Annotated in this window: 21 protein-coding genes, 3 tRNA genes and 1 riboswitch; of the genes, 11 read left to right on the forward strand and 13 right to left on the reverse strand. The window is 42.0% G+C overall.

Features of this window, described 5'->3' with window-relative positions; all coding sequences use genetic code 11:
- Positions 1 to 233 precede the first annotated feature (233 nt).
- From grpE to hrcA, 4 genes are all read right to left on the reverse strand, one after another.
- Positions 234 to 806: a nucleotide exchange factor GrpE gene (gene grpE / locus HKX40_RS05345; protein WP_171588514.1), complete on the reverse strand. Its 573-nt coding sequence runs from the start codon at positions 804 to 806 to the stop codon at positions 234 to 236.
- 218 nt (positions 807 to 1,024) lie between these two features.
- Entirely contained in the window at positions 1,025 to 1,585 is a 561-nt protein-coding gene (locus HKX40_RS05350; protein WP_171588515.1) for an LbetaH domain-containing protein, read from the reverse strand.
- A 45-nt stretch (positions 1,586 to 1,630) separates the two neighbouring features.
- Complete coding sequence (gene hemH, locus HKX40_RS05355) at positions 1,631 to 2,608, reverse strand: ferrochelatase (RefSeq protein WP_171588516.1); 978 nt, start codon at positions 2,606 to 2,608, stop codon at positions 1,631 to 1,633.
- A gap of 147 nt (positions 2,609 to 2,755) precedes the next feature.
- Positions 2,756 to 3,751, reverse strand: a complete 996-nt coding sequence (gene hrcA, locus HKX40_RS05360; protein WP_171588561.1) for a heat-inducible transcriptional repressor HrcA — start codon at positions 3,749 to 3,751, stop codon at positions 2,756 to 2,758.
- Positions 3,752 to 3,867: 116 nt separating this feature from the next.
- On the opposite strand from hrcA, the gene HKX40_RS05365 reads away from it, so the two are divergent.
- Both HKX40_RS05365 and recN read left to right on the forward strand, forming a co-directional pair.
- Complete coding sequence (locus HKX40_RS05365) at positions 3,868 to 4,758, forward strand: NAD kinase (RefSeq protein ID WP_171588517.1); 891 nt, start codon at positions 3,868 to 3,870, stop codon at positions 4,756 to 4,758.
- Positions 4,759 to 4,783: 25 nt separating this feature from the next.
- Positions 4,784 to 6,448 carry a DNA repair protein RecN gene (recN, locus tag HKX40_RS05370; RefSeq protein ID WP_171588518.1) on the forward strand — a complete coding sequence of 555 codons (1,665 nt, stop codon included), beginning with the start codon at positions 4,784 to 4,786 and terminating at the stop codon, positions 6,446 to 6,448.
- A gap of 123 nt (positions 6,449 to 6,571) precedes the next feature.
- Here recN and fur read toward each other — a convergent pair whose 3' ends face one another.
- Positions 6,572 to 6,997: a ferric iron uptake transcriptional regulator gene (gene fur, locus HKX40_RS05375; RefSeq protein WP_171588519.1), complete on the reverse strand. Its 426-nt coding sequence runs from the start codon at positions 6,995 to 6,997 to the stop codon at positions 6,572 to 6,574.
- A 132-nt stretch (positions 6,998 to 7,129) separates the two neighbouring features.
- On the opposite strand from fur, the gene HKX40_RS05380 reads away from it, so the two are divergent.
- Both HKX40_RS05380 and dapB read left to right on the forward strand, forming a co-directional pair.
- Positions 7,130 to 7,615, forward strand: a complete 486-nt coding sequence (locus HKX40_RS05380) for an outer membrane protein assembly factor BamE (protein ID WP_171588520.1) — start codon at positions 7,130 to 7,132, stop codon at positions 7,613 to 7,615.
- A 112-nt stretch (positions 7,616 to 7,727) separates the two neighbouring features.
- Positions 7,728 to 8,522, forward strand: coding sequence for a 4-hydroxy-tetrahydrodipicolinate reductase (gene dapB, locus HKX40_RS05385; RefSeq protein WP_171588521.1), 795 nt, complete (start codon positions 7,728 to 7,730; stop codon positions 8,520 to 8,522).
- A gap of 99 nt (positions 8,523 to 8,621) precedes the next feature.
- Here dapB and murB read toward each other — a convergent pair whose 3' ends face one another.
- Positions 8,622 to 9,614 carry a UDP-N-acetylmuramate dehydrogenase gene (gene murB, locus HKX40_RS05390; protein ID WP_171588522.1) on the reverse strand — a complete coding sequence of 331 codons (993 nt, stop codon included), beginning with the start codon at positions 9,612 to 9,614 and terminating at the stop codon, positions 8,622 to 8,624.
- 326 nt (positions 9,615 to 9,940) lie between these two features.
- Here murB and HKX40_RS05395 point away from each other — a divergent pair.
- The 5 genes from HKX40_RS05395 to HKX40_RS05415 all read left to right on the forward strand — a co-directional run bounded on the left by HKX40_RS05395 (position 9,941) and on the right by HKX40_RS05415 (position 12,826).
- Positions 9,941 to 10,016 (forward strand) — tRNA-Gly (locus HKX40_RS05395).
- Between the two features lie 41 nt (positions 10,017 to 10,057).
- Positions 10,058 to 10,133 (forward strand) — tRNA-Gly (locus HKX40_RS05400).
- Positions 10,134 to 10,162: 29 nt separating this feature from the next.
- Positions 10,163 to 10,238 (forward strand) — tRNA-Gly (locus tag HKX40_RS05405).
- A 103-nt stretch (positions 10,239 to 10,341) separates the two neighbouring features.
- The gene (gene trpB, locus HKX40_RS05410) at positions 10,342 to 11,547 is read left to right on the forward strand and encodes a tryptophan synthase subunit beta (protein ID WP_171588523.1); all 1,206 of its coding nucleotides are present in this window, start codon (positions 10,342 to 10,344) and stop codon (positions 11,545 to 11,547) included.
- Between the two features lie 376 nt (positions 11,548 to 11,923).
- Positions 11,924 to 12,826, forward strand: coding sequence for a Dyp-type peroxidase (locus HKX40_RS05415; RefSeq protein WP_171588524.1), 903 nt, complete (start codon positions 11,924 to 11,926; stop codon positions 12,824 to 12,826).
- Here HKX40_RS05415 and HKX40_RS05420 read toward each other — a convergent pair.
- The 3 genes from HKX40_RS05420 to HKX40_RS05430 form a co-directional block, all read right to left on the reverse strand.
- Positions 12,798 to 13,322: a methylated-DNA--[protein]-cysteine S-methyltransferase gene (locus tag HKX40_RS05420; protein WP_171588525.1), complete on the reverse strand. Its 525-nt coding sequence runs from the start codon at positions 13,320 to 13,322 to the stop codon at positions 12,798 to 12,800. The genes HKX40_RS05415 and HKX40_RS05420 overlap by 29 nt on opposite strands.
- 9 nt (positions 13,323 to 13,331) lie before the next feature.
- On the reverse strand, positions 13,332 to 14,327 hold the full coding sequence (locus HKX40_RS05425; RefSeq protein WP_171588526.1) for a YeiH family protein: 996 nt from the start codon (positions 14,325 to 14,327) through the stop codon (positions 13,332 to 13,334).
- Between the two features lie 81 nt (positions 14,328 to 14,408).
- Positions 14,409 to 14,966, reverse strand: a complete 558-nt coding sequence (locus HKX40_RS05430; protein WP_171588527.1) for a DNA-3-methyladenine glycosylase I — start codon at positions 14,964 to 14,966, stop codon at positions 14,409 to 14,411.
- A 127-nt stretch (positions 14,967 to 15,093) separates the two neighbouring features.
- Here HKX40_RS05430 and HKX40_RS05435 point away from each other — a divergent pair, with 127 nt between their 5' ends.
- Positions 15,094 to 15,708, forward strand: coding sequence for a class I SAM-dependent DNA methyltransferase (locus tag HKX40_RS05435; protein WP_171588528.1), 615 nt, complete (start codon positions 15,094 to 15,096; stop codon positions 15,706 to 15,708).
- A gap of 40 nt (positions 15,709 to 15,748) precedes the next feature.
- A riboswitch (yybP-ykoY riboswitch) is annotated at positions 15,749 to 15,899 on the forward strand.
- A 106-nt stretch (positions 15,900 to 16,005) separates the two neighbouring features.
- A complete protein-coding gene (locus HKX40_RS05440; RefSeq protein ID WP_171588529.1) occupies positions 16,006 to 16,593 on the forward strand; it encodes a TMEM165/GDT1 family protein in 588 nt (195 codons plus the stop codon).
- Positions 16,594 to 16,739: 146 nt separating this feature from the next.
- Here the strand turns inward: HKX40_RS05440 and HKX40_RS05445 are convergent, their stop codons facing one another.
- The 4 genes from HKX40_RS05445 to HKX40_RS05460 form a co-directional block, all read right to left on the reverse strand.
- On the reverse strand, positions 16,740 to 17,930 hold the full coding sequence (locus tag HKX40_RS05445; protein WP_216605177.1) for an L-threonylcarbamoyladenylate synthase: 1,191 nt from the start codon (positions 17,928 to 17,930) through the stop codon (positions 16,740 to 16,742).
- A gap of 100 nt (positions 17,931 to 18,030) precedes the next feature.
- Positions 18,031 to 19,218: a 5-(carboxyamino)imidazole ribonucleotide synthase gene (locus HKX40_RS05450; RefSeq protein ID WP_171588531.1), complete on the reverse strand. Its 1,188-nt coding sequence runs from the start codon at positions 19,216 to 19,218 to the stop codon at positions 18,031 to 18,033.
- A gap of 3 nt (positions 19,219 to 19,221) precedes the next feature.
- Complete coding sequence (gene purE / locus HKX40_RS05455; protein WP_171588532.1) at positions 19,222 to 19,716, reverse strand: 5-(carboxyamino)imidazole ribonucleotide mutase; 495 nt, start codon at positions 19,714 to 19,716, stop codon at positions 19,222 to 19,224.
- Positions 19,717 to 19,787: 71 nt separating this feature from the next.
- Entirely contained in the window at positions 19,788 to 20,669 is an 882-nt protein-coding gene (locus HKX40_RS05460) for a phosphoribosylaminoimidazolesuccinocarboxamide synthase (protein WP_171588562.1), read from the reverse strand.
- Between the last annotated feature and the right edge of the window lie 146 nt (positions 20,670 to 20,815).

Here is a 20,815-nt window from a genome sequence, read left to right on the forward strand (position 1 = left end):
ACCTTTATCCCTTTGTACTGGATGTATCCCACCCAGTCTTTATTCATTCATGAACCCTATATAGGATTACTTATTTCTTTTTCAAGAGGTTTTTTTAAATTTTTTTGAGTAAACTTCAATTTTTTTGCAACAAGCCAAACCCTCAAGCTAAAAAGACTTTAAAAACATCAAATTAACCTTAAAAAACAAGGAAATAGATGATTAAAGCCTTTTCATGCACTTGCAAAGCATCATTAATTTTGCCCTGCTGAAACAATCACCAAAGCTGGGCGCAATACACGATCAGCAATGGTATAACCTTTTTGAAGAGTTTGTGAAACACAGTTTGCTGCCACCTCTGGATGAGGCACAGATGAAATTGCTTGGTGCATATTGGGATCAAATTTATCGCCTACTACTGGAGCAATTTCTTTAAGCTGGTTACGCTCAAAAGCAGAGACGAGCTGACGTAAAGTTGTCTCCATACCCTCTTTAAGGACTTCAAGTGTTTGATTTTCTGATGCTAAAGCGGCCTCCAAACTATCTTTGACAGGAATAAGACTTTCTGAAAAAGACTCTGTACCAAACTTACGGGCTTTAGCCACTTCCTCTTGAGCACGGCGACGCACATTTTCCATCTCAGCGTGAGCACGTAATAACTGATCTTTAAGTTCAAGCACTTGTTCTTGTAACTCACCAATGAGTTTTTGTTCTTCAGAACCCTCATCAGCAGCTACCTCAGCCATCACTTCATCCACTGCGACTTCTTCCGTTGAGTTTCCAGGCTGAATGTTTTCTTGTTCTGGTATATTTGACGCTTGTGTCATGATTTCCTCTATATGAAATGTATATCGCCTATTTATGTGGGGATAGATGGTTTATTTTTCAAGAGAAAAGTTTATTGCTCTTTGCAATCCTTGTTTATTTTTATTCCTCAACCGCAGAACACAAAAAGATAGTCTATGCCCTTCTCCCAAAAAAGAGATTACAGCCAAAGCCTTGTTTATGACTCATATTGCCTATTATTAAACTTAGGCAAGCCCCATCAAAACGTATTTTGTACTTTACGATAAGCTGCTGCAAAACTGACATTGGTCAACATCACGGACTCTGAAAACTCGCGGGCTTCTTCTGGAACAGTTTGTAATTGGTTCAAATCCGTTGCTTTACGCACCACTGTAGCAGAAGGTAAGTAGAACGATGCAGGAATATCATGCCCATCGATTACACAGTTATGACGCACCACCGCTTTGTCACCTACTTTGGTATTAAACAAAACAGTATTAAATCCAATAAAAACATTATTGCCAACTGTACAAGGACCATGCACAATAGAGCGATGGGCAATAGAAGTATTTTCACCAATAATGACGGCAGCCCCATCTTTAGAATGGATAACAACACCATCTTGAATATTAGAGTTAGCCCCTATTACTATAGGATCCATATTACCGTCCTCATCCACCTCATCTGCACGAATAACAGCATAAGGGCCGATAAAGACATTAGCCCCCACTTTTACTAAACCACAAAGCACCGCAGTAGGGTCAACAAAAGCCGTTTCATGAACCTCAGGGTAGTCACCACGGGGGTTTTTTCTTAACATTTTTGCTCCTTTTTCCTCTGTTAAAATTATCTCTATTGCTATAGGTTAGTCCCAAGATTCTAGCCGACTTTTCACAATTTCTGCCAATGCTTCAATCCATTCTCCATCATCATTAAGACAGGGAATATATCGAAATTGCTGACCACCTTTGGTCTTAAATGCAGAGGCACAACCTAGTCGAATTTCCTCTAATGTCTCTAAACAATCAGCCGCAAATCCTGGACACATAACATCTACACGGGTAACCCCTTGGGCTGGATAGGCTTCTAGCACCTTTAATGTCGCTGGCCCTACCCACTTTGCCCGACCAAATTGACTCTGAAAACTCACTTCGATAGGCACACCATGTTCCCGTAACACTTCTCTTAACAGTGCTGCAGTTTTCTGACAATCATCATAATAAGGGTCTCCCAAATCCACACTGCGTTGTGGCAAGCCATGAAAACTTAGTAATAAACGTTCTGGCTTACCATAATCTTGCCAGAATCGCTCTACTTTGTGCTGAAGACAGGAGATATAAGCAGGATGCTCTGCATAGCGTTTAATAAAACGGTAGTCTGGTTGATTACGCATTTTACGAGAAATCTGTGCCACACGGTCAAAAAGAGTTGCTGTTGTACTAGCTGCATATTGAGGGTACATAGGCACAATAAGCATGCGCTCACAACCTTGGTGTTGCAGACCAATAATTTTCTGCTCTAAATCTGGCTCACCATAACGCATAGCCATATCAACAATCACGTTATTTGCTGCCAACCGCTCTGCTAAACCATCTGCCTGTGCACGCGTGTAAACCAGTAAAGGAGAGCCCTCCTTTAACCAAATAGCGCGATATTTTTCCACTAATTTAGGGGCCCGAAAAGGCAATACCATACACTTGAGAATCACTTGCCACAAAGGTTTAGGAAGCTCAACTACACGAGGGTCTGATAAAAACTCATTTAAATAACGTCGAATATCTGCGACTTCATAACTAGCCGGCGTGCCTAAATTCACCAGTAACACACCTATTGGATTCGACATTTTTTCTCCCTAAACTTTGTACATAACATGGTATGTTTTAATCCAGCATACCAAAATTTTTCTTTTCAAAATATAAATATTACGGCTATCTAAAATAACACCCCGCCATTATATAGTATCTTGGGTGGTGACACCGTCATCTCAAGCTTATTGACTCAAAGCATTTGATAATAGCTTGGCAGTAATATCCACAATAGGAATCACACGTTCGTATGACATGCGACTGGGTCCAATCACTCCCAATGAACCTACAATTTTACCGTTAACTGCATAAGGAGCAGTAACTACAGATAAATCCTCTAAAGGAACTAGATGTGATTCACCGCCAATATAAATTTGCACGCCTTGTGAATGCGAAGAAACATCCAACAACTGCATCAACTCTGTTTTCTGTTCAAATAGAGAAAAAGTCTGACGTAAACGATTCATATCCGAGGTAATATCTGCCACCTCTAGTAAATGTCGTTCTCCCGAGACAAAAACATCTTCACTACGTAGCTCACCTACATAATCTACTGTCGCCTGCATAAGACGAGAAATATCCTCTTTAAGAACTTTTAACTGTGAACTCAACTCTTCACGAACAGATTGGAATGACTTGCCTGAAAAATGTTGATTAAAATAATTTGCTGCACTCACTAACTCACTGTCAGAATAGTCTTTATTCACAAGCAAAATCCTGTTCTGCACATCCCCCTCAGGGGTTACAATAATCAGCAAAACACGTCTCTCTGACAGACGGATAAACTCAATATGACGGAATACTTGAGAACGTTGCGGGGTTACCACTACTCCCGCAAAACGGGTCAACCGCGACATCAAGGATGCAGCGGTATTTATTGCTTCACTAGGAGAGCTTTGTTCAAACTCTTGTCCCAACTGTTCATAATGTTCAGTATTAAATGAGTTTACTGCCAGTAAACGATCAACAAATAGGCGATAACCTTTAGGTGTAGGCACTCGTCCTGCTGATGTGTGCGGACTTTGTACCAATCCCTGAGCCTCTAGGTCGGCCATCACATTACGAATAGTGGCAGGGGATAATTGAAACATACCTGCCAGCACCTTAGAGCCAACAGGTTGACCATCTTGAATATATCGTTCAATTAAGGCTGTTAGTAAATGACTTGCTCGCTCTTCCATCACCATCACATCTACACTAATATGACATTTTTATCTTACCCTTTAGGAAAATTCCTAAAGAATCGGTAAAATAATAATTAAGTAATATAATCACCTCTATTTTATATGGTTTGTCTATGCATTTTTCAATAGTTGCCCTTATTGGTCGTTATCAAGACTCTGGAATGGATACCCCTTTACGGGAACTCGCCAAGGTGCTTGAACAAGCAGGTATTAAAGTTATTGTTGAAAAAGAAACAGCCCGCAACACGGGTGTGCATGAGTATCACACAGGTTCGCTTGATCAGATTGGAGAATTAGCAGACCTAGCTATTGTGATGGGAGGTGATGGCACCATGCTTGCGGCTGCTCGTGGACTGTGCCAGTATGGTGTACCTCTACTAGGCATTAACCATGGCCGTTTAGGATTTATTACCGACATTCCTGTACATGACTCTATTCAAGCTGTAAAAGCAGTGCTTGATGGTCGTTTTACCACTGAGAAACGTGCCTTATTAGAAGGCTCCATTATCCGTGATAAAAAAGTCCTCGCTACTGATTTAGCACTCAATGACATTGTGTTAAACCGTTCTGGTCGTGGCGGCATGATTGAGATTTCAGTCGATTATGACGGTGTACATATGTACAATCAACGAGCAGATGGCCTCATTGTCTCCACCCCGACCGGTTCTACTGCCTACTCTTTATCAGCCAATGGACCTATTATTCACCCCATGGTAGAGGCTTTTTTACTGGTGCCTGTCGCTCCACAGACACTCTCCTACCGCCCTATTGCTGTCCCAACATCTGGCACATTAACACTGACCTTATCTGATGCTAGCCGTGCAGGCTCTGGTGCAAGTGTTCACTTTGATATGCAAACATGGTCTGACTTACAAATGGGTGACAAAATCATGATTAAAAAGGCCTCGCATCAGGTACAGTTCTTGCATCCTGTAGGGTATAGTTATTTCTCTACTTTACGCAAAAAATTACACTGGAATATCATGCCCGAATGTGGCGAATAACAAATAATAAGGGTTAAAGAACACGATGTTACTGTCACTGCATATCCGTAATTTTGTCATTGTTGCACAATCAGACATTTATTTTGAAGCAGGATTTACGGTTTTCTCTGGAGAAACAGGTGCAGGGAAATCCATTTTGATTGATGCCCTCTCTCTGACCCTGGGTCAGCGCAGTGAACCACATTTTATTCGTGAGGGTGCCGATAAAGCAGATATTAGTGCCATATTTTCTCCCAGTGCAGCAGCACAGCAATGGTTAGAAGCCCAAGACATCGAAATTGCTGATGAGTTAATTTTACGGCGTACTATCGACCGTCAAGGTAAAAGCAAAGCCTTTATCAATGGCACGCCTGCCACATTAACTCAGTTGCGAGAAATAGCAGAGTTACTGGTTGATATTCATGGTCAACATGCCCATCAACAGCTTCTTAAAACTAGTGCTCAACGTGCCATGTTAGATGCACACGGCAACCACCAGAGCTTGGTTAAATCAGTTCAAATACAATGGAAGGCTTGGCAAAAAGCACTAGATGCTTTGCAACAAGCCAATATGAACAAAGAACAACAGCAAGCCTTACAAGAACGTCTGAACTGGCAACTACAAGAGTTACAACAACTTAAGCCCGGCAAAAATGAGTGGGCAGAGATTGATAGTGAGTACACTCGCCTTGCCCATGCCTCTAGTCTACTAGAAGGAGCCTCTCAAACACTCAATGAACTAGACAACGACCAACAATCACTATGTACTATGCTCGCTCATGCTAGTGCACGTATTGCTCAGCTAATGAACAAGGACGATAGACTTAAAACTATTTACGAGTCTTTAGAATCCGCACGTATTGCTTGCGTAGAAGCAGCATCAGATTTATCGTCTTATCTAGACCGTGTAGATTTAGATCCACAACGTCTAGAACAAACAGAACAACGCATGCGGGCTATGTTTGACATGGCCAAGAAATTTCGCATTGAGCCAGAGGAACTCTACAACAAGCAGCAAGAACTGTCTCAGGAATTAGCAACTCTAAATCAATCTGTTGATGTAGAAGCCTTACAACTAGCGGTTAATCAAGCAAAAGAAGACTATATGAATTCAGCGAAATCACTTAGCCAAGCTCGTGCAAAAACCGCACAAACTCTATCCAAGGCCGTTACAGAGTCTATGCAGACCCTGGCAATGCAAGGGGGTCAGTTTGAGATTGAGCTACAAGCCTGCGAACCTTCAGCACAAGGGCTAGAAACAGTCCAATTTAATGTAGCAGGTCATGCTGGTGCAACGCCACGTGCCCTTGCTAAAGTCGCATCAGGAGGGGAGTTAGCTCGAATTTCCCTTGCCTTATCCGTAATGGCCAATAAGGCACATCAAGTACCAACGTTGATATTTGATGAAGTGGATACTGGTATTGGTGGGGCTGTAGCTGAAGTTGTTGGAAAACTTTTACGTCAACTAGGAGACAGTCATCAAGTTCTTTGCGTCACTCATTTACCTCAAGTGGCTGCTTGTGGACACCATCATTTTGAGGTATGCAAAGTACAAGAAAATGGGGAAACACTTTCCCATATTACCGTCTTGGACTATACTGCCCGTGTTGAAGAAATTGCTCGTATGCTTGGGGGTATTCAAATTACCACTACTAGTCGTGAACATGCTGATGAAATGCTAAAAAACGCTGGAAATAATGCTGCAAACTAATCATGTCTTTCTGATACCAACACAACTTTTAGTTTATCCAGTAAAAACCCCAGAACCTCTGTAGTCCTGGGGTCTAGCAACCTAGCTGTCACTCAAGCATGAAATACACTTCTGTGAACACGGCTATTTACGTGCTTTAGAAGCACAATCTGCACAAATACCATAAAGTACCAAAGCATGTGTTGCTAGCTTAAATCCTCTTGCCTCAGCAATCTCATGTTGACGCTTTTCAATAACACTATCAGTAAATTCCTCTACTTTACCGCATGCATTGCATACCAAGTGGTCATGGTGGTCACCATCATCCAACTCAAAAATTGCTTTGCCATTGTCAAATTGGCTACGGGTAAGAATACCAGCTTGTTCAAACTGGGTTAACACGCGATATACAGTTGCCAAACCAATTTCAATATTTTCATTTAATAACAAACGATAAACATCTTCTGCACTGAGATGACGCTCTTTGGTATTACGGAAAATATCAAGAATTTTTAGGCGGGGATATGTAGCCTTTAGACCCATACTTTGTAATTCGCTTTGATCACTCATAAAGCCACCCTTTTCAAAAATTTTGTGTATTAACTCAATAGTAGCGATTATTTTACTCAAAAGACCCTATAATTACCACTATCCATATATAATAACCTTTTTCTAAGATTTTATCTGGAAGACATACAGCTTATGAACAACCAATATCCTACTCTTCGCTTGCGCAAAGGCCTTATCGCATCGTCTCTGCTGGCTGTAACTTTATTAACAGCATGCACGTCAGGTAAATGGGGATTCCCCTATCGTGCTCCTGTTCAACAAGGTAACTGGATTACTGAAGAACAAGTGTCATTACTCCAACCTGGTATGACCCCTGCACAAGTACAATATGCGTTAGGTTCACCAACACTAATTGACATGTTCCACAAGGATCGTTGGTACTATTCTTATTACTTCAAACCTGGTTATGGTGACCCTGTCTTGCGTAAATTTGTAGTATGGTTTGATGACAAGGGTTTACTGAGTCATTGGGATGGAGATCCTCAACCAAGCTTCCAACCCTCAGACTATGCGACCCAACAACGTTGGCGTCCAGAGATGGGGCAATCTACTAAGCAAGAGTCCGAAGAATCTACTGAAGCAGAAAGTAGTGGTGTTATTACAACCCCATTGAAATAAGCTTTTGCCAGATTGATTATTACGTATAGACAACTGTCGAGCGTTATTTTGGTATATATGAACTTTATATAGGGGCGGGCATCGCCCCTTTTTTAACTATAGGTAAGTACAAATGCGTATTGCTATCTCTGGAGCAAGTGGCCGTATGGGTCATATGCTCATCGAAGCTGTTTTAAACCATCCGTCATTAACACTTGCTGTAGCACTTGACCATGACAAAAGTGCTGGTCTAGGACAAGATGCAGGGGCTTTCCTCGGACAAAAAACAGGGGTTATTATCACCTCTGACACAGCGGCACTCAAAGATGCTGACTGTCTGATTGATTTCACTCGCCCTGAAGGTACCCTATCTTATCTAAAAGCCTGCCAAGAACATGGGACCAAAATGGTTATCGGCACAACAGGCTTTGATGATGCTGGTAAAGCGGCTATTAAAGCAGCAGCCCAAAAAGTGGCTATCGTTTTTGCCCCTAACATGAGTGTAGGTGTTAATGCCACACTAAAACTTCTTGCCTTAGCTGCTCAGTTACTCAACACTGGTTATGATGTGGAGATTTTTGAAGCCCACCATCGTAACAAAGTAGACGCTCCTTCTGGTACAGCACTCATCATGGGTGAAGTGATTGCAAATGAGTGGGGCAAATCGCTTGAAGATATTGCTGATTGGGCTAGACATGGTCATACTGGCGTTCGTAAAGACGGCCAAATTGGTTTCTCAGTGGTACGTGGGGGCGATATTATTGGTGAGCATACGGTGATGTTTTGTGGTACAGGTGAGCGTATTGAAATTACGCATAAGTCCTCTAGTCGAACAACCTATGCACAAGGCAGTTGCAAAGCGGCTCTTTTCTTACAAGATAAAACCAATGGTCTATACAGCATGAGTGATGTCATTGCGGTGAAATAGTTCCATAACTTTTCACTTTTTAAGACATCTCCTCCCTTGTCGACCCGACAAGGGAGAAGACATCAAAAATTAAGTCATCCACCCTCTAATGCGATTCATCTAGTCGACAAAAATAGGCTCTGGTTCAATCTTGACACCATATTGTTGCCAAACATCTTGCTGAATAGTTTTTGCCAGTTTCTTAACATCATCAGCAGTAGCCCCCCCAAGGTTCACCAACACTAATGCCTGGCGTGCATGAACTCCCACAGGTCCAAGAGACTTTCCTTTCCAACCACATTGATCAATCAGCCATCCTGCCGCGAGCTTATAGCTACCATTTTCTTGTGGATAAGCTACCAATTCTTGGTAACGCTCCTTAAGTTCATGGTACTTATCCTTTGCCACAATAGGATTTTTAAAGAAACTACCTGCATTACCTAGGACTTTAGGGTCAGGGAGTTTCTGTTGACGGATAGCTACTACCGCATCAAAAATAGATTGAGCAGAGCTTTGTGAGTCCAGACCTGGATAACGACTTAAATCAGCGTATGCAATGACAGGGTGCCATTGTTTGGGAAAACAAAACACCACCCTCAAAATCAGATAATCTGCTGCTTCATGTTTAAAAACACTGTCTCTATATGCGAATCGACATTCTTGGCGAGAAAAATAGCGGCACTCTCCTGTATGTAGACTCACAGCATATACGCTATCAATATAATCCTTGACCTCTTTTCCATAGGCTCCAATATTTTGTACAGGAGCAGCTCCCACTGTCCCTGGTATTAAGGCTAAATTTTCAAGCCCATACCATCCCTGAGTCAGGCTATACTGTACAAACTCATGCCATATTTCACCAGCAGATACCTCTACCCAGGTATATTCTGGCGAGGTGTGCAATACATGAATCCCTTTAATTTGATTATGAATCACCAAACGATGCACATGTGCCCCAAGAATCACATTACTCCCCCCTCCTAGCACAAAGTAGTTTTGATGCTGTTGGACCTGTGCCAATAAATCCTCTAATTGAGATTCAGAAACAAGGGAGAAAAAATGGTCGGCCTCTGCCACTAACCCAAATGTATTTAATGTCGTTAAAAGTGTCATAACCAGTCGGACTTTTACCTATGATGAAGTTAACTGGTAAACAACAATACCAGCCCTATCTGCATCTACTAAAGAGAATGATTGGAAGATGACTAATAAACACCACTTCCTACCATACCCTCATCGATCAGAACGAATCATTAAATTATAATCCACCCACTCAAAAAACTTACCTCATAATAGGCTATGTTCCTTTATTTTCTTACACGGCGACTGTCGTAAAAAAACATCTTTTTCATCAAAAATCGAAAAATTTAACAATTCACCTAATATTCATATTGACAGTCACATCACAATACTTTAATATTAATTTCTTTCATGAAGTTGCGGGAATAGCTCAGTTGGTAGAGCGCAACCTTGCCAAGGTTGAGGTCGCGAGTTCGAGACTCGTTTCCCGCTCCATCACTATTGGTGACTGTCATGATTAGCGTAAGCTAAATATCGCGGGAATAGCTCAGTTGGTAGAGCGCAACCTTGCCAAGGTTGAGGTCGCGAGTTCGAGACTCGTTTCCCGCTCCATCACTTTTGGCTTACACACCCCTTTCTATGCGGGAATAGCTCAGTTGGTAGAGCGCAACCTTGCCAAGGTTGAGGTCGCGAGTTCGAGACTCGTTTCCCGCTCCATATTTTCCTCCCCTTTGCTTACAAATATATGCATATCTTCTTGTGCTAGCCTATAATATTACCAATATTTATATTTTTTAACATTTGATGGAGTCACCTCCCTATGGCACAAGAAAAACTCAATACCCTTGTTATGCCTGATAACAATGGTAATTTTGGTAAACATGGCGGCAAAATTGGACACCCCGACCTAGCTAATGCCCTTGCAGAAATTGAACAAGGCTTTCATAACATTATCAAAGATGCTGATTTTATTTCTGAGATGAAACGCCTACAAACAACCTTTGTTGGTCGCCCTAGTCCTATTTACCATGCTCGCTCCTTGTCCAAAAGAGGAGCTCAGATTTTCCTTAAACGCGAAGACTTAAATCATACAGGGGCTCATAAAATCAACCATTGCATTGGCGAGGTTTTACTTGCAAAAAAACTAGGCAAGAAAAAAGTCATTGCCGAAACAGGTGCTGGGCAACATGGTGTGGCATTGGCCACGGCTGCTGCATTGCTCGGTCTAGAATGTGAAATTCATATGGGGGTTGTGGATATTGCCAAAGAACATCCCAATGTTTCTCGCATGAAAATTCTAGGTGCCAAACTTGTACCAGTATCAGCAGGTGCTGGTACACTAAAAGAAGCAGTAGATAGTGCTTTTGCCTCCTATATGAGTCAGATTAAAGATAGTATGTTTGCGATTGGCTCTGTTGTGGGTCCTGCCCCTTACCCAGAAATGGTTGCTTATTTCCAATCTATCGTTGGGCATGAGGCACGTGAACAATTTGAAGCACAACACGGCGGCTTACCCGACGAAGTAATTGCTTGCGTAGGTGGCGGTTCTAATGCTATGGGATTATTTAATGCCTTTATTGATGATAAATCAGTGGAGCTTGTAGGGGTTGAACCTGCTGGCGAAGGTCTTGATAAGCCAGGTCGTCATGCTGCCACCTTATCGTTAGGTAAGTTTGGCAACATTCAAGGATTTAATTGCTATTACCTTCAAGAAGAAGATGGTACACCTTCTGCAGTACACTCTATTGCCTCTGGCTTAGACTATCCTGGTGTAGGTCCACAACATTGTTATCTTAAAGACATCGGTCGTGCACGTTATGAAGTTGCTACTGATGCAGAATGTTTAGAGGCTTTCCTGGCTCTTTCTCGTGAAGAAGGCATTATTCCCGCTCTAGAATCTTCACATGCAGTCGCTTATGCTTTACGTCGAGCAGCTCAACTAGACCCTAGCAAACGTCTATTAGTCAATCTATCTGGTCGTGGTGACAAGGATATTGACTTTGTATTGGGAAAAATTGAGGTGTAACTCATATCATTACCACATATACAGGAAAATTCCCCCTGGGGGGGTAATATAGTAGCAACTGGATAATAATATCATTACTGCAATGGGGAAGATTCTCCTAATCGTGAACTTCCCCCCCCATAGCCAATTTCCTGTTATTGGTCTTGTACTTTACCTATCCGATTTTCCCAAAGATACTCCCATACCAATTTCCCGTTGACCAGCAGCCCATATCGCCTGATAACACATCATATGCTGTCAGGTGGTTAATAAATAAGATTCAAACATCACCGCAGTAATAACTATTTACTAATAGGGTTCTTAGAAATTTTTCATCACATCATCAAAGTCATTGCGTTACAATAAGACATGTCATTTCAAGGTTAAAAGGATTATCATGTCTTATCAAAGTGGAATTACTTTAGCAAATGCTCAGTCAGGTTTTTTTATTGAAGCAGATTTTGCTACTCCAACACTCGATCCTATTAAGCACGCTTGTAGCAAGAGCCTAGATATTCTGAAAGAACTACAAGAGCAGTTTCCTACTGCACAACTGGTGCTCACTATTGCATTTGGGGACAAGGCCTGGAAAGCATTCCAGCACACAGATGAGGCCAAAGAACTTAAACCTTTCCACCCATTAGGCGGTGGCTTGGCTCCAGCAACACAACATGACCTACTCATTCACATACAATCCCTACAACAAAAAGCCTGTTTTGCTCTTGCGTTTAGATTACTAGAGACTTTTGGTTCTTGTATTACTGTCAAGACAGAAATACATGGCTATCGTTTATTTGAAGACCGTGGTATTGAAGGATTTATAGACGGGACTGAAAATCCTAAAGGGGAGGATATTATCAATGTGGGTGTCATTCCTGAAGGACAGCCTGATGCTGGTGGCAGTTATGTGCTTATCCAAAAATACTTGCATGATCTTAAAAAATGGGAAGGTATCAGTATTCAGCAGCAAGAAGACTGTGTAGGTCGTAGCAAGCAAGAGAATATTGAATTCGAGCAGAACAAACGCCTACCTGATTCTCATCTAGGACGAGTCAACCTCAAGGAAAATGGCAAAACACTTGAAATCGTACGCCGTAGTCTGCCATTTGGTACGATTTCTGGCGAACATGGCTTGTTATTTTGTGCCTACTGCAACTGTCTGCATAATATCGAAACTCAGCTACTAAGTATGTTCGGTGACACGGATGGCAAAAAGGATTTATTACTTAAGCACTTATCTACACCCGTATCCGGTGCCTATTACTTTGCCCCTAGCATTGAGCGTTTGCGTCAACTGTAGTCTTTTCCAATAAAAGCAGTTTTTCCTTGCGCCAGAGACCACCGCTATATCCGACCAAATCTCCTTTTTTGCCAATTACGCGGTGGCAAGGAATGATGATAGATATTCTGTTGTGTTTATTAGCCAATGCTACTGCTCGCATTGCACTAGGTCGATTTACGGCAGCAGCCAATGCCTGATAATAAGTGATTTCTCCATAAGGAATTTTCTTTAGCTGCTCCCATACTTGACATTGAAAAGAGGTTCCTTGGATATCCAAAGGAACCTCGAAGACTGTCCGTTGCTTATTAAAATACTCATCAATTTCTTGACGGGTTTGAGCAGTAAATGCATTAGGCGTATCAATGATTTTGGCATCAAACATTTCTTGGAGTATTAATTGTTCTTTATCAACCCCACTCATATCGCCAAAAGCTAAAAAGCAGACTCCATTATCGCTTGCAACGACAACCATCTGACCTAAATCAGAGTCAAATATCTCACGATATAAATTCATATTGTTCCACTAAAGTAAAAGAGGAATACTGCATCCAATTACGATGAGCCATACAAAAATAACAGCCCCCAATACTATCGCCTTGTATCCTGCTGTTTTGAAAGCAGAAAAATGCGTAGTCAACCCCAATGCTGCCATGGCCATAGTGAGGACAATCTGATCCAGACGGACAATTATATTTCTTACCTCATCAGGAATAGGTAACACAGAATTTACCACAATCATAACAAGAAACCAGACAGCAAACCATGGAATAGTGATTTTTTGTTTACGCCCACCCTCCTCTTGCTCTCTTAATAAGAAAAGCATAAGGATGAATAAAAATGGAGCCAGCATCATAACCCGTACCATCTTGGTGATAACCGCCATATCCATTGCAGCATCCCCGATTTGGCGTCCCACAGCCACGACCTGTGCCACCTCATGCACCGAAGCCCCCACACCAATCCCAAAATCAACTGCTTTGTCAGGGGTAAATAACACATGATAAAGCCAAGGATAAATAAAAATAGCCAAAGTACCAAATAACACGACCACAGCAATCGCTTGCGTCACTTCACTTGGCTTAGCCTTGACCACAGAGGAAGTAGCCATCACTGCAGCAGCCCCACAGATACTGCATCCTGCACCAGTCAGAATGACTGTATTTTCATCCATCTTCAGTAGACGTCGCCCGATAAAATACGTCAATAAAAAAGTAGATGCCACCACAAAAGCATCGATAATAATCACTGACCACCCTAGTTCCACAAGCTGGTTAAGTGTCAATCTAAAGCCATAGAAAATAATCCCAGTCCGTAAAAGTGTACCCTTGGAAAATAACACTCCTTTATCACATTTAGCAGCTATCTTGGGGTAAAAGGTATTCCCAAAAATCATACCAATCAATATAGCAAATGAAATAGCACTTAACCCTAGATTAGCACCCACACCAAAATGCTCTAGTAATAAGCCTAGAACAACAACAAGCCCTGTCACCAGCAAGCCAGGAAAGAGTGCTAGCATAGACAACTCCTAAAAAAAGACCATTTATAAAACTTTTAGATATTAGCTTATTATATTTAATAATAAAAGGTCATTCTAGTGTTATTTTGCTGAAGTCAAACACCAAGGAGGGGATTTTTCTAAGATTTTGGCATAAATACGACAGTTGGGATGATGGGCTCCTGGTAAATAGCCCGTACTCATCAGAAACTCATTTACAATCTCCCCCCCTACAAATTTAAAATGTTTTTTAAATAATTTCACCCATTGCTCTAATGGTTGCGGATGATGAGCGTCTAGCCAGTTTTTAAAAGAACCATATTCTTTTTGTAATTCGAGGATATGTTGAGCATTGGCTATAGCTGCATTAATCTTAAGTCGATTACGAATAATTCCTTTATCATTGCGCAAACGCTCACAATCCTGGTCCGTAAAAGCAGCTACTGAAGCAATATCAAACCCAGCATAGGCATTGTAGAAATTCTCTCGTTTTTTAAGTATCAGCGTCCAACTTAAGCCTGCCTGATTGATTTCTAATAAAAGTCTACCAAACAATGCATTGTCCTCTACAAGAGGAAAACCATATTCACAATCATGGTAGGACTTATTGGGGTTGTCAGTATCCTCGGGAAGCTGAGCTATAAAATCACAATAGTTCATATAAGAAGCTATAATCAAAAGTCAATAATCATATATTTTATGGTATAACCAAGGGTATGCATTTGAGAAATACAATGACTAGTAAAATGTCAAATAGACCATTTCAGGAAAATCCAGAGGAGACACTATGGTCAACACCGCATCCAACAAACATTTTAATGAAAGTGCCAGAAATTGGGATACTCGTCCCACTTCTATACAACTTCAACCACTGCCAACTAAACTCTTGTCAAAATTACAATTATCTATAACGGATAAAGTACTAGATTTTGGTACGGGCACAGGGCTACTTGCTACAGCTATAGCCCCACATGTACAACAAGTCACTGCATTAGACATGTCAAGCAATATGTTAGCTGTGCTCAATGAAAAAGGAATTCCTAATATTAAAACATTAGAAAAAGATATTTTTACAGGCCTCCCCGAACAATATGACTGTATTGTTAGTTCTATGGCTATGCATCATGTAGCTGATACCCAGCGTTTATTTCAGTCATTTGCCGATGCCTTGGTTGTAGGTGGACAGATTGCTTTAATAGATTTATTTAAGGAAGATGGTACTTTTCATGGTGATAATAAAGCCAAAGGGGTACAGCACTTTGGTTTTGATCCCAGTGAGTTAACACAAATTGCCCAACAGGCTGGATTTAGACACATTAACTTTTGTGAAATTCACCAACTGACAAGGGACAATGGCAGAACCTACCCTATGTTCCTAATGCAAGGAATCAAAGAGGGGTAAGCATATCTTGACTAGGCACAACGAATTCTATACAATAGCGACTACTTTCATTGGGGAGTAGTCTCTTCTTTGCTGAAGGTTTACGTCAACATACTTGACTCTCTCAGTCATGGCGTAAACGGTGCATGGATGTTCAGGACAAGTAGTTTTTCCATATACTACGCTGTAATTTAAATCGTAATTACTGCACTAGTCCACTATCATCATTCATCACTTGACAAGACCTTTGATTATGTTTGCACGCGTTGCTGGGCGGTGCAGATGTAATCATTTGTCTACCCAGCATCAGGAATTTGTATGAATGCTCTCTTAGTCTCCACAGGGGTTGTCGCCCTTGCTGAAATGGGTGATAAGACCCAACTTCTTGCTTTTCTTCTTGCCGCTCGTTTTCAGAAACCTCTTCCTATTGTACTAGGCATCACCCTAGCAACAATTGTCAATCATGCCTTAGCAGGTCTTGTTGGTGTATGGATTACCCACATTCTATCTCCTGATATGTTGCGTTGGATTCTGGGTGGTTCATTTATCGCAATGGCAATTTGGATGTTAATTCCTGATAAGCTAGAAGAAGATGAGGTCAGCTTCTCATCCCGTTTAGGTATTTTTGGTTTAACCTGTGTGACCTTTTTCCTAGCTGAAATGGGAGACAAAACCCAAATAGCCACGGTCGCAATGGCAGCACGTTTTGATACCCCTGTACTTGTAGTGATAGGAACCACTTTAGGAATGTTAATCGCCAATGTGCCTGCTGTATTTTTAGGTGAAAAATTTGCTCAACGCTTTTCTCCAAAAGTTATCCACTCAATTTCTGCTGGTATTTTTGCTGTTATGGGCTTATTGACCTTATTTAAAGCAGATGAGTTTTTCTCTTCGTTGATGCAATAATCGTTATTAATGAGCAGAATCTGCCATGCCCCCTTATCTCACCGTTATGAATCTGCTATCTCAAAATAAACATAACTTTGCAGAAGCAGATTCTTCTCGGTTTTTTAGTATTTCAGCCTGACGACCCGTTTATAGACAATGGAATTTTATTCAAACGCTGCGGCAGCACGCTGAAGCCTATCATTTAGACCTTCCCAAGTATCATCTTGGGGTAAAGATTGTACGCAAATACGCTGATACCCCCGCTCATCAAGCCGTCGCAATAAAGCGTAAATATCATGGGCATAGCGAACAGGGTTATCTGACACAATATAAGCATCACATTGTTCCGATAAATGAACGATATTATCTACCCCAACACTAGTTGTATGTACAGAAGTGGATGGATAATCTACCACCCCATGCCTTGCTGGTAGTGAGCCTGTATCGACGGTAAAAATCTCAGAGCCTCTACTTTCATTGTTTGACGGCTTAATAGTGATTTTATCTAGTTTAACCAAGGTTGCCTCAAAAGCTAGTAGCACCCACTTCTCTCCAACAGGAATATCCTGCAGTAACTCTTGTAGCTGTTCTGCTTTAAACATCTGCAAAGGTGTACGCGGAGCATAATGTGCTTTTAGAGAGCCAGACACCCGAGGAGCCGCCTTATCAGGACTGGCAGGCATATAACCCAACACCTCAGCGAGTTGTTGACGTGTAATATGCCCAGGACGAAGTACAACAGCCCCTACTCCTTCCTGCGTACGCGACAAATCTACAATAGTGGATTCAATACCAATATCAGAGTCATCACCCTCAAGGACAAGCAATTCTCCACGAGCAATTTCCTCGGGAAACTCGCTTCGTACATGAGTTGCAGCCGTAGGAGATACTTGACCAAATTTATTGGCCGATGGAGCAGCCACCCCTCCATGCCCATTAGGCTTTAATGCGGCAAATGCCCGTAATAAATCTTGAGCAACAGGATGTGATGGACAACGAATACCCACACTAGCTTGACCGCCACTCACCGTATCAGGGATATGGGAGGCCCTAGGCAGAATCAAAGTCAATGGACCGGGCCAGAAATGTCGAATCAATTTCTGTGCATCAGCAGGAATATCACTCACCCAATAATGCAAATCAGCCTCGGGAGCCACATGAACAATGACAGGATGATTCGATGGTCGGTTTTTCGTCTGATAAATCTTCGCAATCGCTGCTGAGTTCTCAGCATCCGCTCCTAGACCATAAACCGTCTCGGTAGGAAATGCCACTAAGTCACCGTCCAACAATTTCTGAGCAGCTAGCTGCAATTGTTGCTGATATTGAGATTTATCGTTCACTCTATTCCTCATTAACAATGTCAACCACAGCGTCCATCCCTGTGAGACACAATTACAGTTTTTATTCTGAATTAACAATAAAGCGGATGCTTTGGATGGTTTGAATAACCCCTTAAATCTTGGCGCCTAGATGTAAAATTTCACTTACCTGACGTGCATATTTCACCACAAGATTCGGGTCTTTATTCACAATATTCACATGCCCCATCTTACGACCTTTACGAGCCTGCTCTTTGCCATAAAGATGTAAATGTACTCCCGGCAAAGCTAGCACACTTGCCCAATCAGGCTCTTGGGCTATATCTCCATGAGCGAACCAACTATCACCTAGGATATTCAGCATAATGGTAGGCGCCAACAACTCTGTAGAACCTAATGGCATCCCTGCAAGTACACGTGCTTGTTGCTCAAATTGACTGGTTAAACAAGCATTCATTGTATAGTGACCACTATTGTGAGGACGAGGGGCAATTTCATTGGCTACAAGACGTCCATCCGTCAAGATGAAAAACTCTACGCACATCACACCAAAGTAATTTAGCCCCTTAGCAATAGTAATAGCAGCTTGCTTAGCCTGTGCTTCAATGTGCGAGTCAATCGGTTCTATACCGACAACAGAGCTAGATAAAATACCATTAATATGGGTATTGACCCCCACTGGGAATGTCACACTACTACCATCAAAACCTCGTGCCATCACTACGGAAACTTCTTGCTTAAGTGGTAATAGTGCCTCCAATACACAAGGCACCTCACCAAACGATTTAAAGGCTTCAACTGCTTCTGTAACACTTTTAACTCGAGCCTGCCCCTTACCATCATAACCAAGACGTGCCGCCTTAAGAATACCAGGAAAGAGCTTATCCCCTGCTTCATTAGCCAATGCCTCTAAATCAGCAATAGAACGAATTTCCGCATAAGGCGCCACAGGAATACCTTGAGATGCGATAAAGGCTTTTTCTGCGATACGATCCTGAACCACAGCCACTGCAGCAGCACAAGGACTCACACGTGCTTGCATAGATAAAAGTTTAAGGCTAGTAGCAGGAACATTTTCAAATTCAGTTGTCACTGCTTGTGTGTGTTTAAGCATCTGCGCAAGCCCTTGCTCATTGTCATACGCAGATACTACTTCATATTCAGCCACTCGCCCAGCAGGACTACCAGCAGTCGGCTCCAAAACCACCACTTTATACCCCATGCTTTGTGCTGCATGACAGAACATACGGCCTAGCTGACCACCACCCATGATACCAAGGGTAGAACCTGGTTGTAACACTGTAGAATCAGGTAATGACATAAGCTACTCCACCTCTGGTAAATGCATCGCACGAGCAGCTTCTGTCTGCTTAGCACGAAATACTTTCAGCTTTTCTCGTAAGGCTTCATCATGCATCGCCAATGTGGCAATCGCATGTAAAGCTGCATTGGCCGCACCTGCTTCACCAATAGCAAAAGTTGCAACAGGCACTCCCTTAGGCATTTGTACAATAGATAATAAAGAATCCTCTCCTCGTAAATAGCGAGATGGGACAGGTACCCCAAACACAGGCACCTCAGTCAATGCCGCCATCATACCTGGCAAGTGTGCTGCCCCACCAGCACCAGCGATAATCGCACGAATACCTGCCTCATATGCTTTGGCACCATAGTCAGCCATATCATGTGGCATACGGTGTGCTGAGATAACCTTTGCCTCATAAGGAACACCAAAATCTTTTAACATACGCACGGCATTTTGCATAATGTCCCAATCACTAGAGGAACCCATGATAACGCCTACTTTTGCTACTGTCATTGTCTAAGCCTTAACGTTTTACTATTAATTAGAGGTATACACCCCAACAAACACAACATCTACTTTTTAAATTACCCACGCAAACGATCTAATGCTTCACGATATTTAGCCGCTGTTTTCTCAATGACATCAGCTGGTAAGCGTGGCGCAGGTGGCGTTTTATCCCATACTTGGGTTTCCAACCAATCACGGACAAATTGCTTATCAAACGAAGCAGGGCTGGTACCCTCTTGATAAGTGTCGGCTGGCCAGAAACGAGACGAATCAGGTGTTAGCACCTCATCCATCAAATAGAGCTTGCCCTCTTCATCTAGACCAAACTCAAACTTGGTATCAGCAATAATAATACCTTTAGTTGCCGCATATTCTGCTGCTTCAGTGTAAAGACGCAATGTCACATCTCGGATTTGCTCAGCCAACTCGCGTCCTACTGCATTAACCACATGATCGAAATTCACATTTTCATCGTGGGAACCCATTTCTGCTTTAGCTGCGGGGGTAAAAATAGGCTCAGGCAATTTACTTGCTTGTTTCAAACCTGCTGGCAGTTTCACACCACATACGGAACCAGTCGCTTGATAGTCTTTCCAACCAGAACCAATGATATAACCACGAGCAACCGCCTCAACCAACACAGGTTTAAGACGTTTGACAACCATAGCACGCCCCTTAACCTGAGCAACTTCATCTGGTGCCACTACATCCTCAGGACGAATACCTGTCTCATGATTAGGAATGATATGTGCAAGTTTCTTTAACCAAAACTCAGTGAGCTCTGTCAACACCTGTCCCTTGCCAGGGATAGGGTCATCAAGAATGACATCAAATGCAGAAATACGGTCACTAGCGATAATCAGTAGTTTATCGTCGCCCACAGCATACATATCACGCACTTTACCGCGAGCAAGTAAAGGTAAGGATTTGAGACTAGACTGGTGTAAAGTATTCACGATTAAGCCTTTAAAAACGCTAAAAAAGATGCAGTCTATTTTACACCAATTAGTTACCGTTGAAATGTAATAAGCCAACTATCCTTACAGACAGTTGGCCTATTTCTCAATAGCTATCACTCATCTTTTTAACAAAAGAGATGATTCAT

This window comes from Pelistega europaea (assembly GCF_013133775.1).
GTDB classification, from domain to species: Bacteria; Pseudomonadota; Gammaproteobacteria; order Burkholderiales; family Burkholderiaceae_B; genus Taylorella; species Taylorella europaea.

Bases quoted from the DNA above. Each gene is read 5' to 3' on its own strand.
- HKX40_RS05430 (WP_171588527.1), bottom strand. From the start codon at position 14,966: ATGAACTATTGTGATTTTATAGCTCAGCTTCCCGAGGATACTGACAAC.
- grpE (WP_171588514.1), bottom strand. From the start codon at position 806: ATGACACAAGCGTCAAATATACCAGAACAAGAAAACATTCAGCCTGGA.
- trpB (WP_171588523.1), top strand. From the start codon at position 10,342: ATGGCACAAGAAAAACTCAATACCCTTGTTATGCCTGATAACAATGGT.
- dapB (WP_171588521.1), top strand. From the start codon at position 7,728: ATGCGTATTGCTATCTCTGGAGCAAGTGGCCGTATGGGTCATATGCTC.
- HKX40_RS05450 (WP_171588531.1), bottom strand. From the start codon at position 19,218: ATGTCATTACCTGATTCTACAGTGTTACAACCAGGTTCTACCCTTGGT.
- HKX40_RS05415 (WP_171588524.1), top strand. From the start codon at position 11,924: ATGTCTTATCAAAGTGGAATTACTTTAGCAAATGCTCAGTCAGGTTTT.
- hrcA (WP_171588561.1), bottom strand. From the start codon at position 3,751: ATGGAAGAGCGAGCAAGTCATTTACTAACAGCCTTAATTGAACGATAT.
- HKX40_RS05420 (WP_171588525.1), bottom strand. From the start codon at position 13,322: ATGAATTTATATCGTGAGATATTTGACTCTGATTTAGGTCAGATGGTT.
- fur (WP_171588519.1), bottom strand. From the start codon at position 6,997: ATGAGTGATCAAAGCGAATTACAAAGTATGGGTCTAAAGGCTACATAT.
- HKX40_RS05350 (WP_171588515.1), bottom strand. From the start codon at position 1,585: ATGTTAAGAAAAAACCCCCGTGGTGACTACCCTGAGGTTCATGAAACG.
- HKX40_RS05445 (WP_216605177.1), bottom strand. From the start codon at position 17,930: ATGAGGAATAGAGTGAACGATAAATCTCAATATCAGCAACAATTGCAG.
- HKX40_RS05435 (WP_171588528.1), top strand. From the start codon at position 15,094: ATGGTCAACACCGCATCCAACAAACATTTTAATGAAAGTGCCAGAAAT.
- purE (WP_171588532.1), bottom strand. From the start codon at position 19,716: ATGACAGTAGCAAAAGTAGGCGTTATCATGGGTTCCTCTAGTGATTGG.
- recN (WP_171588518.1), top strand. From the start codon at position 4,784: ATGTTACTGTCACTGCATATCCGTAATTTTGTCATTGTTGCACAATCA.
- murB (WP_171588522.1), bottom strand. From the start codon at position 9,614: ATGACACTTTTAACGACATTAAATACATTTGGGTTAGTGGCAGAGGCC.
- hemH (WP_171588516.1), bottom strand. From the start codon at position 2,608: ATGTCGAATCCAATAGGTGTGTTACTGGTGAATTTAGGCACGCCGGCT.
- HKX40_RS05425 (WP_171588526.1), bottom strand. From the start codon at position 14,327: ATGCTAGCACTCTTTCCTGGCTTGCTGGTGACAGGGCTTGTTGTTGTT.
- HKX40_RS05365 (WP_171588517.1), top strand. From the start codon at position 3,868: ATGCATTTTTCAATAGTTGCCCTTATTGGTCGTTATCAAGACTCTGGA.
- HKX40_RS05380 (WP_171588520.1), top strand. From the start codon at position 7,130: ATGAACAACCAATATCCTACTCTTCGCTTGCGCAAAGGCCTTATCGCA.
- HKX40_RS05440 (WP_171588529.1), top strand. From the start codon at position 16,006: ATGAATGCTCTCTTAGTCTCCACAGGGGTTGTCGCCCTTGCTGAAATG.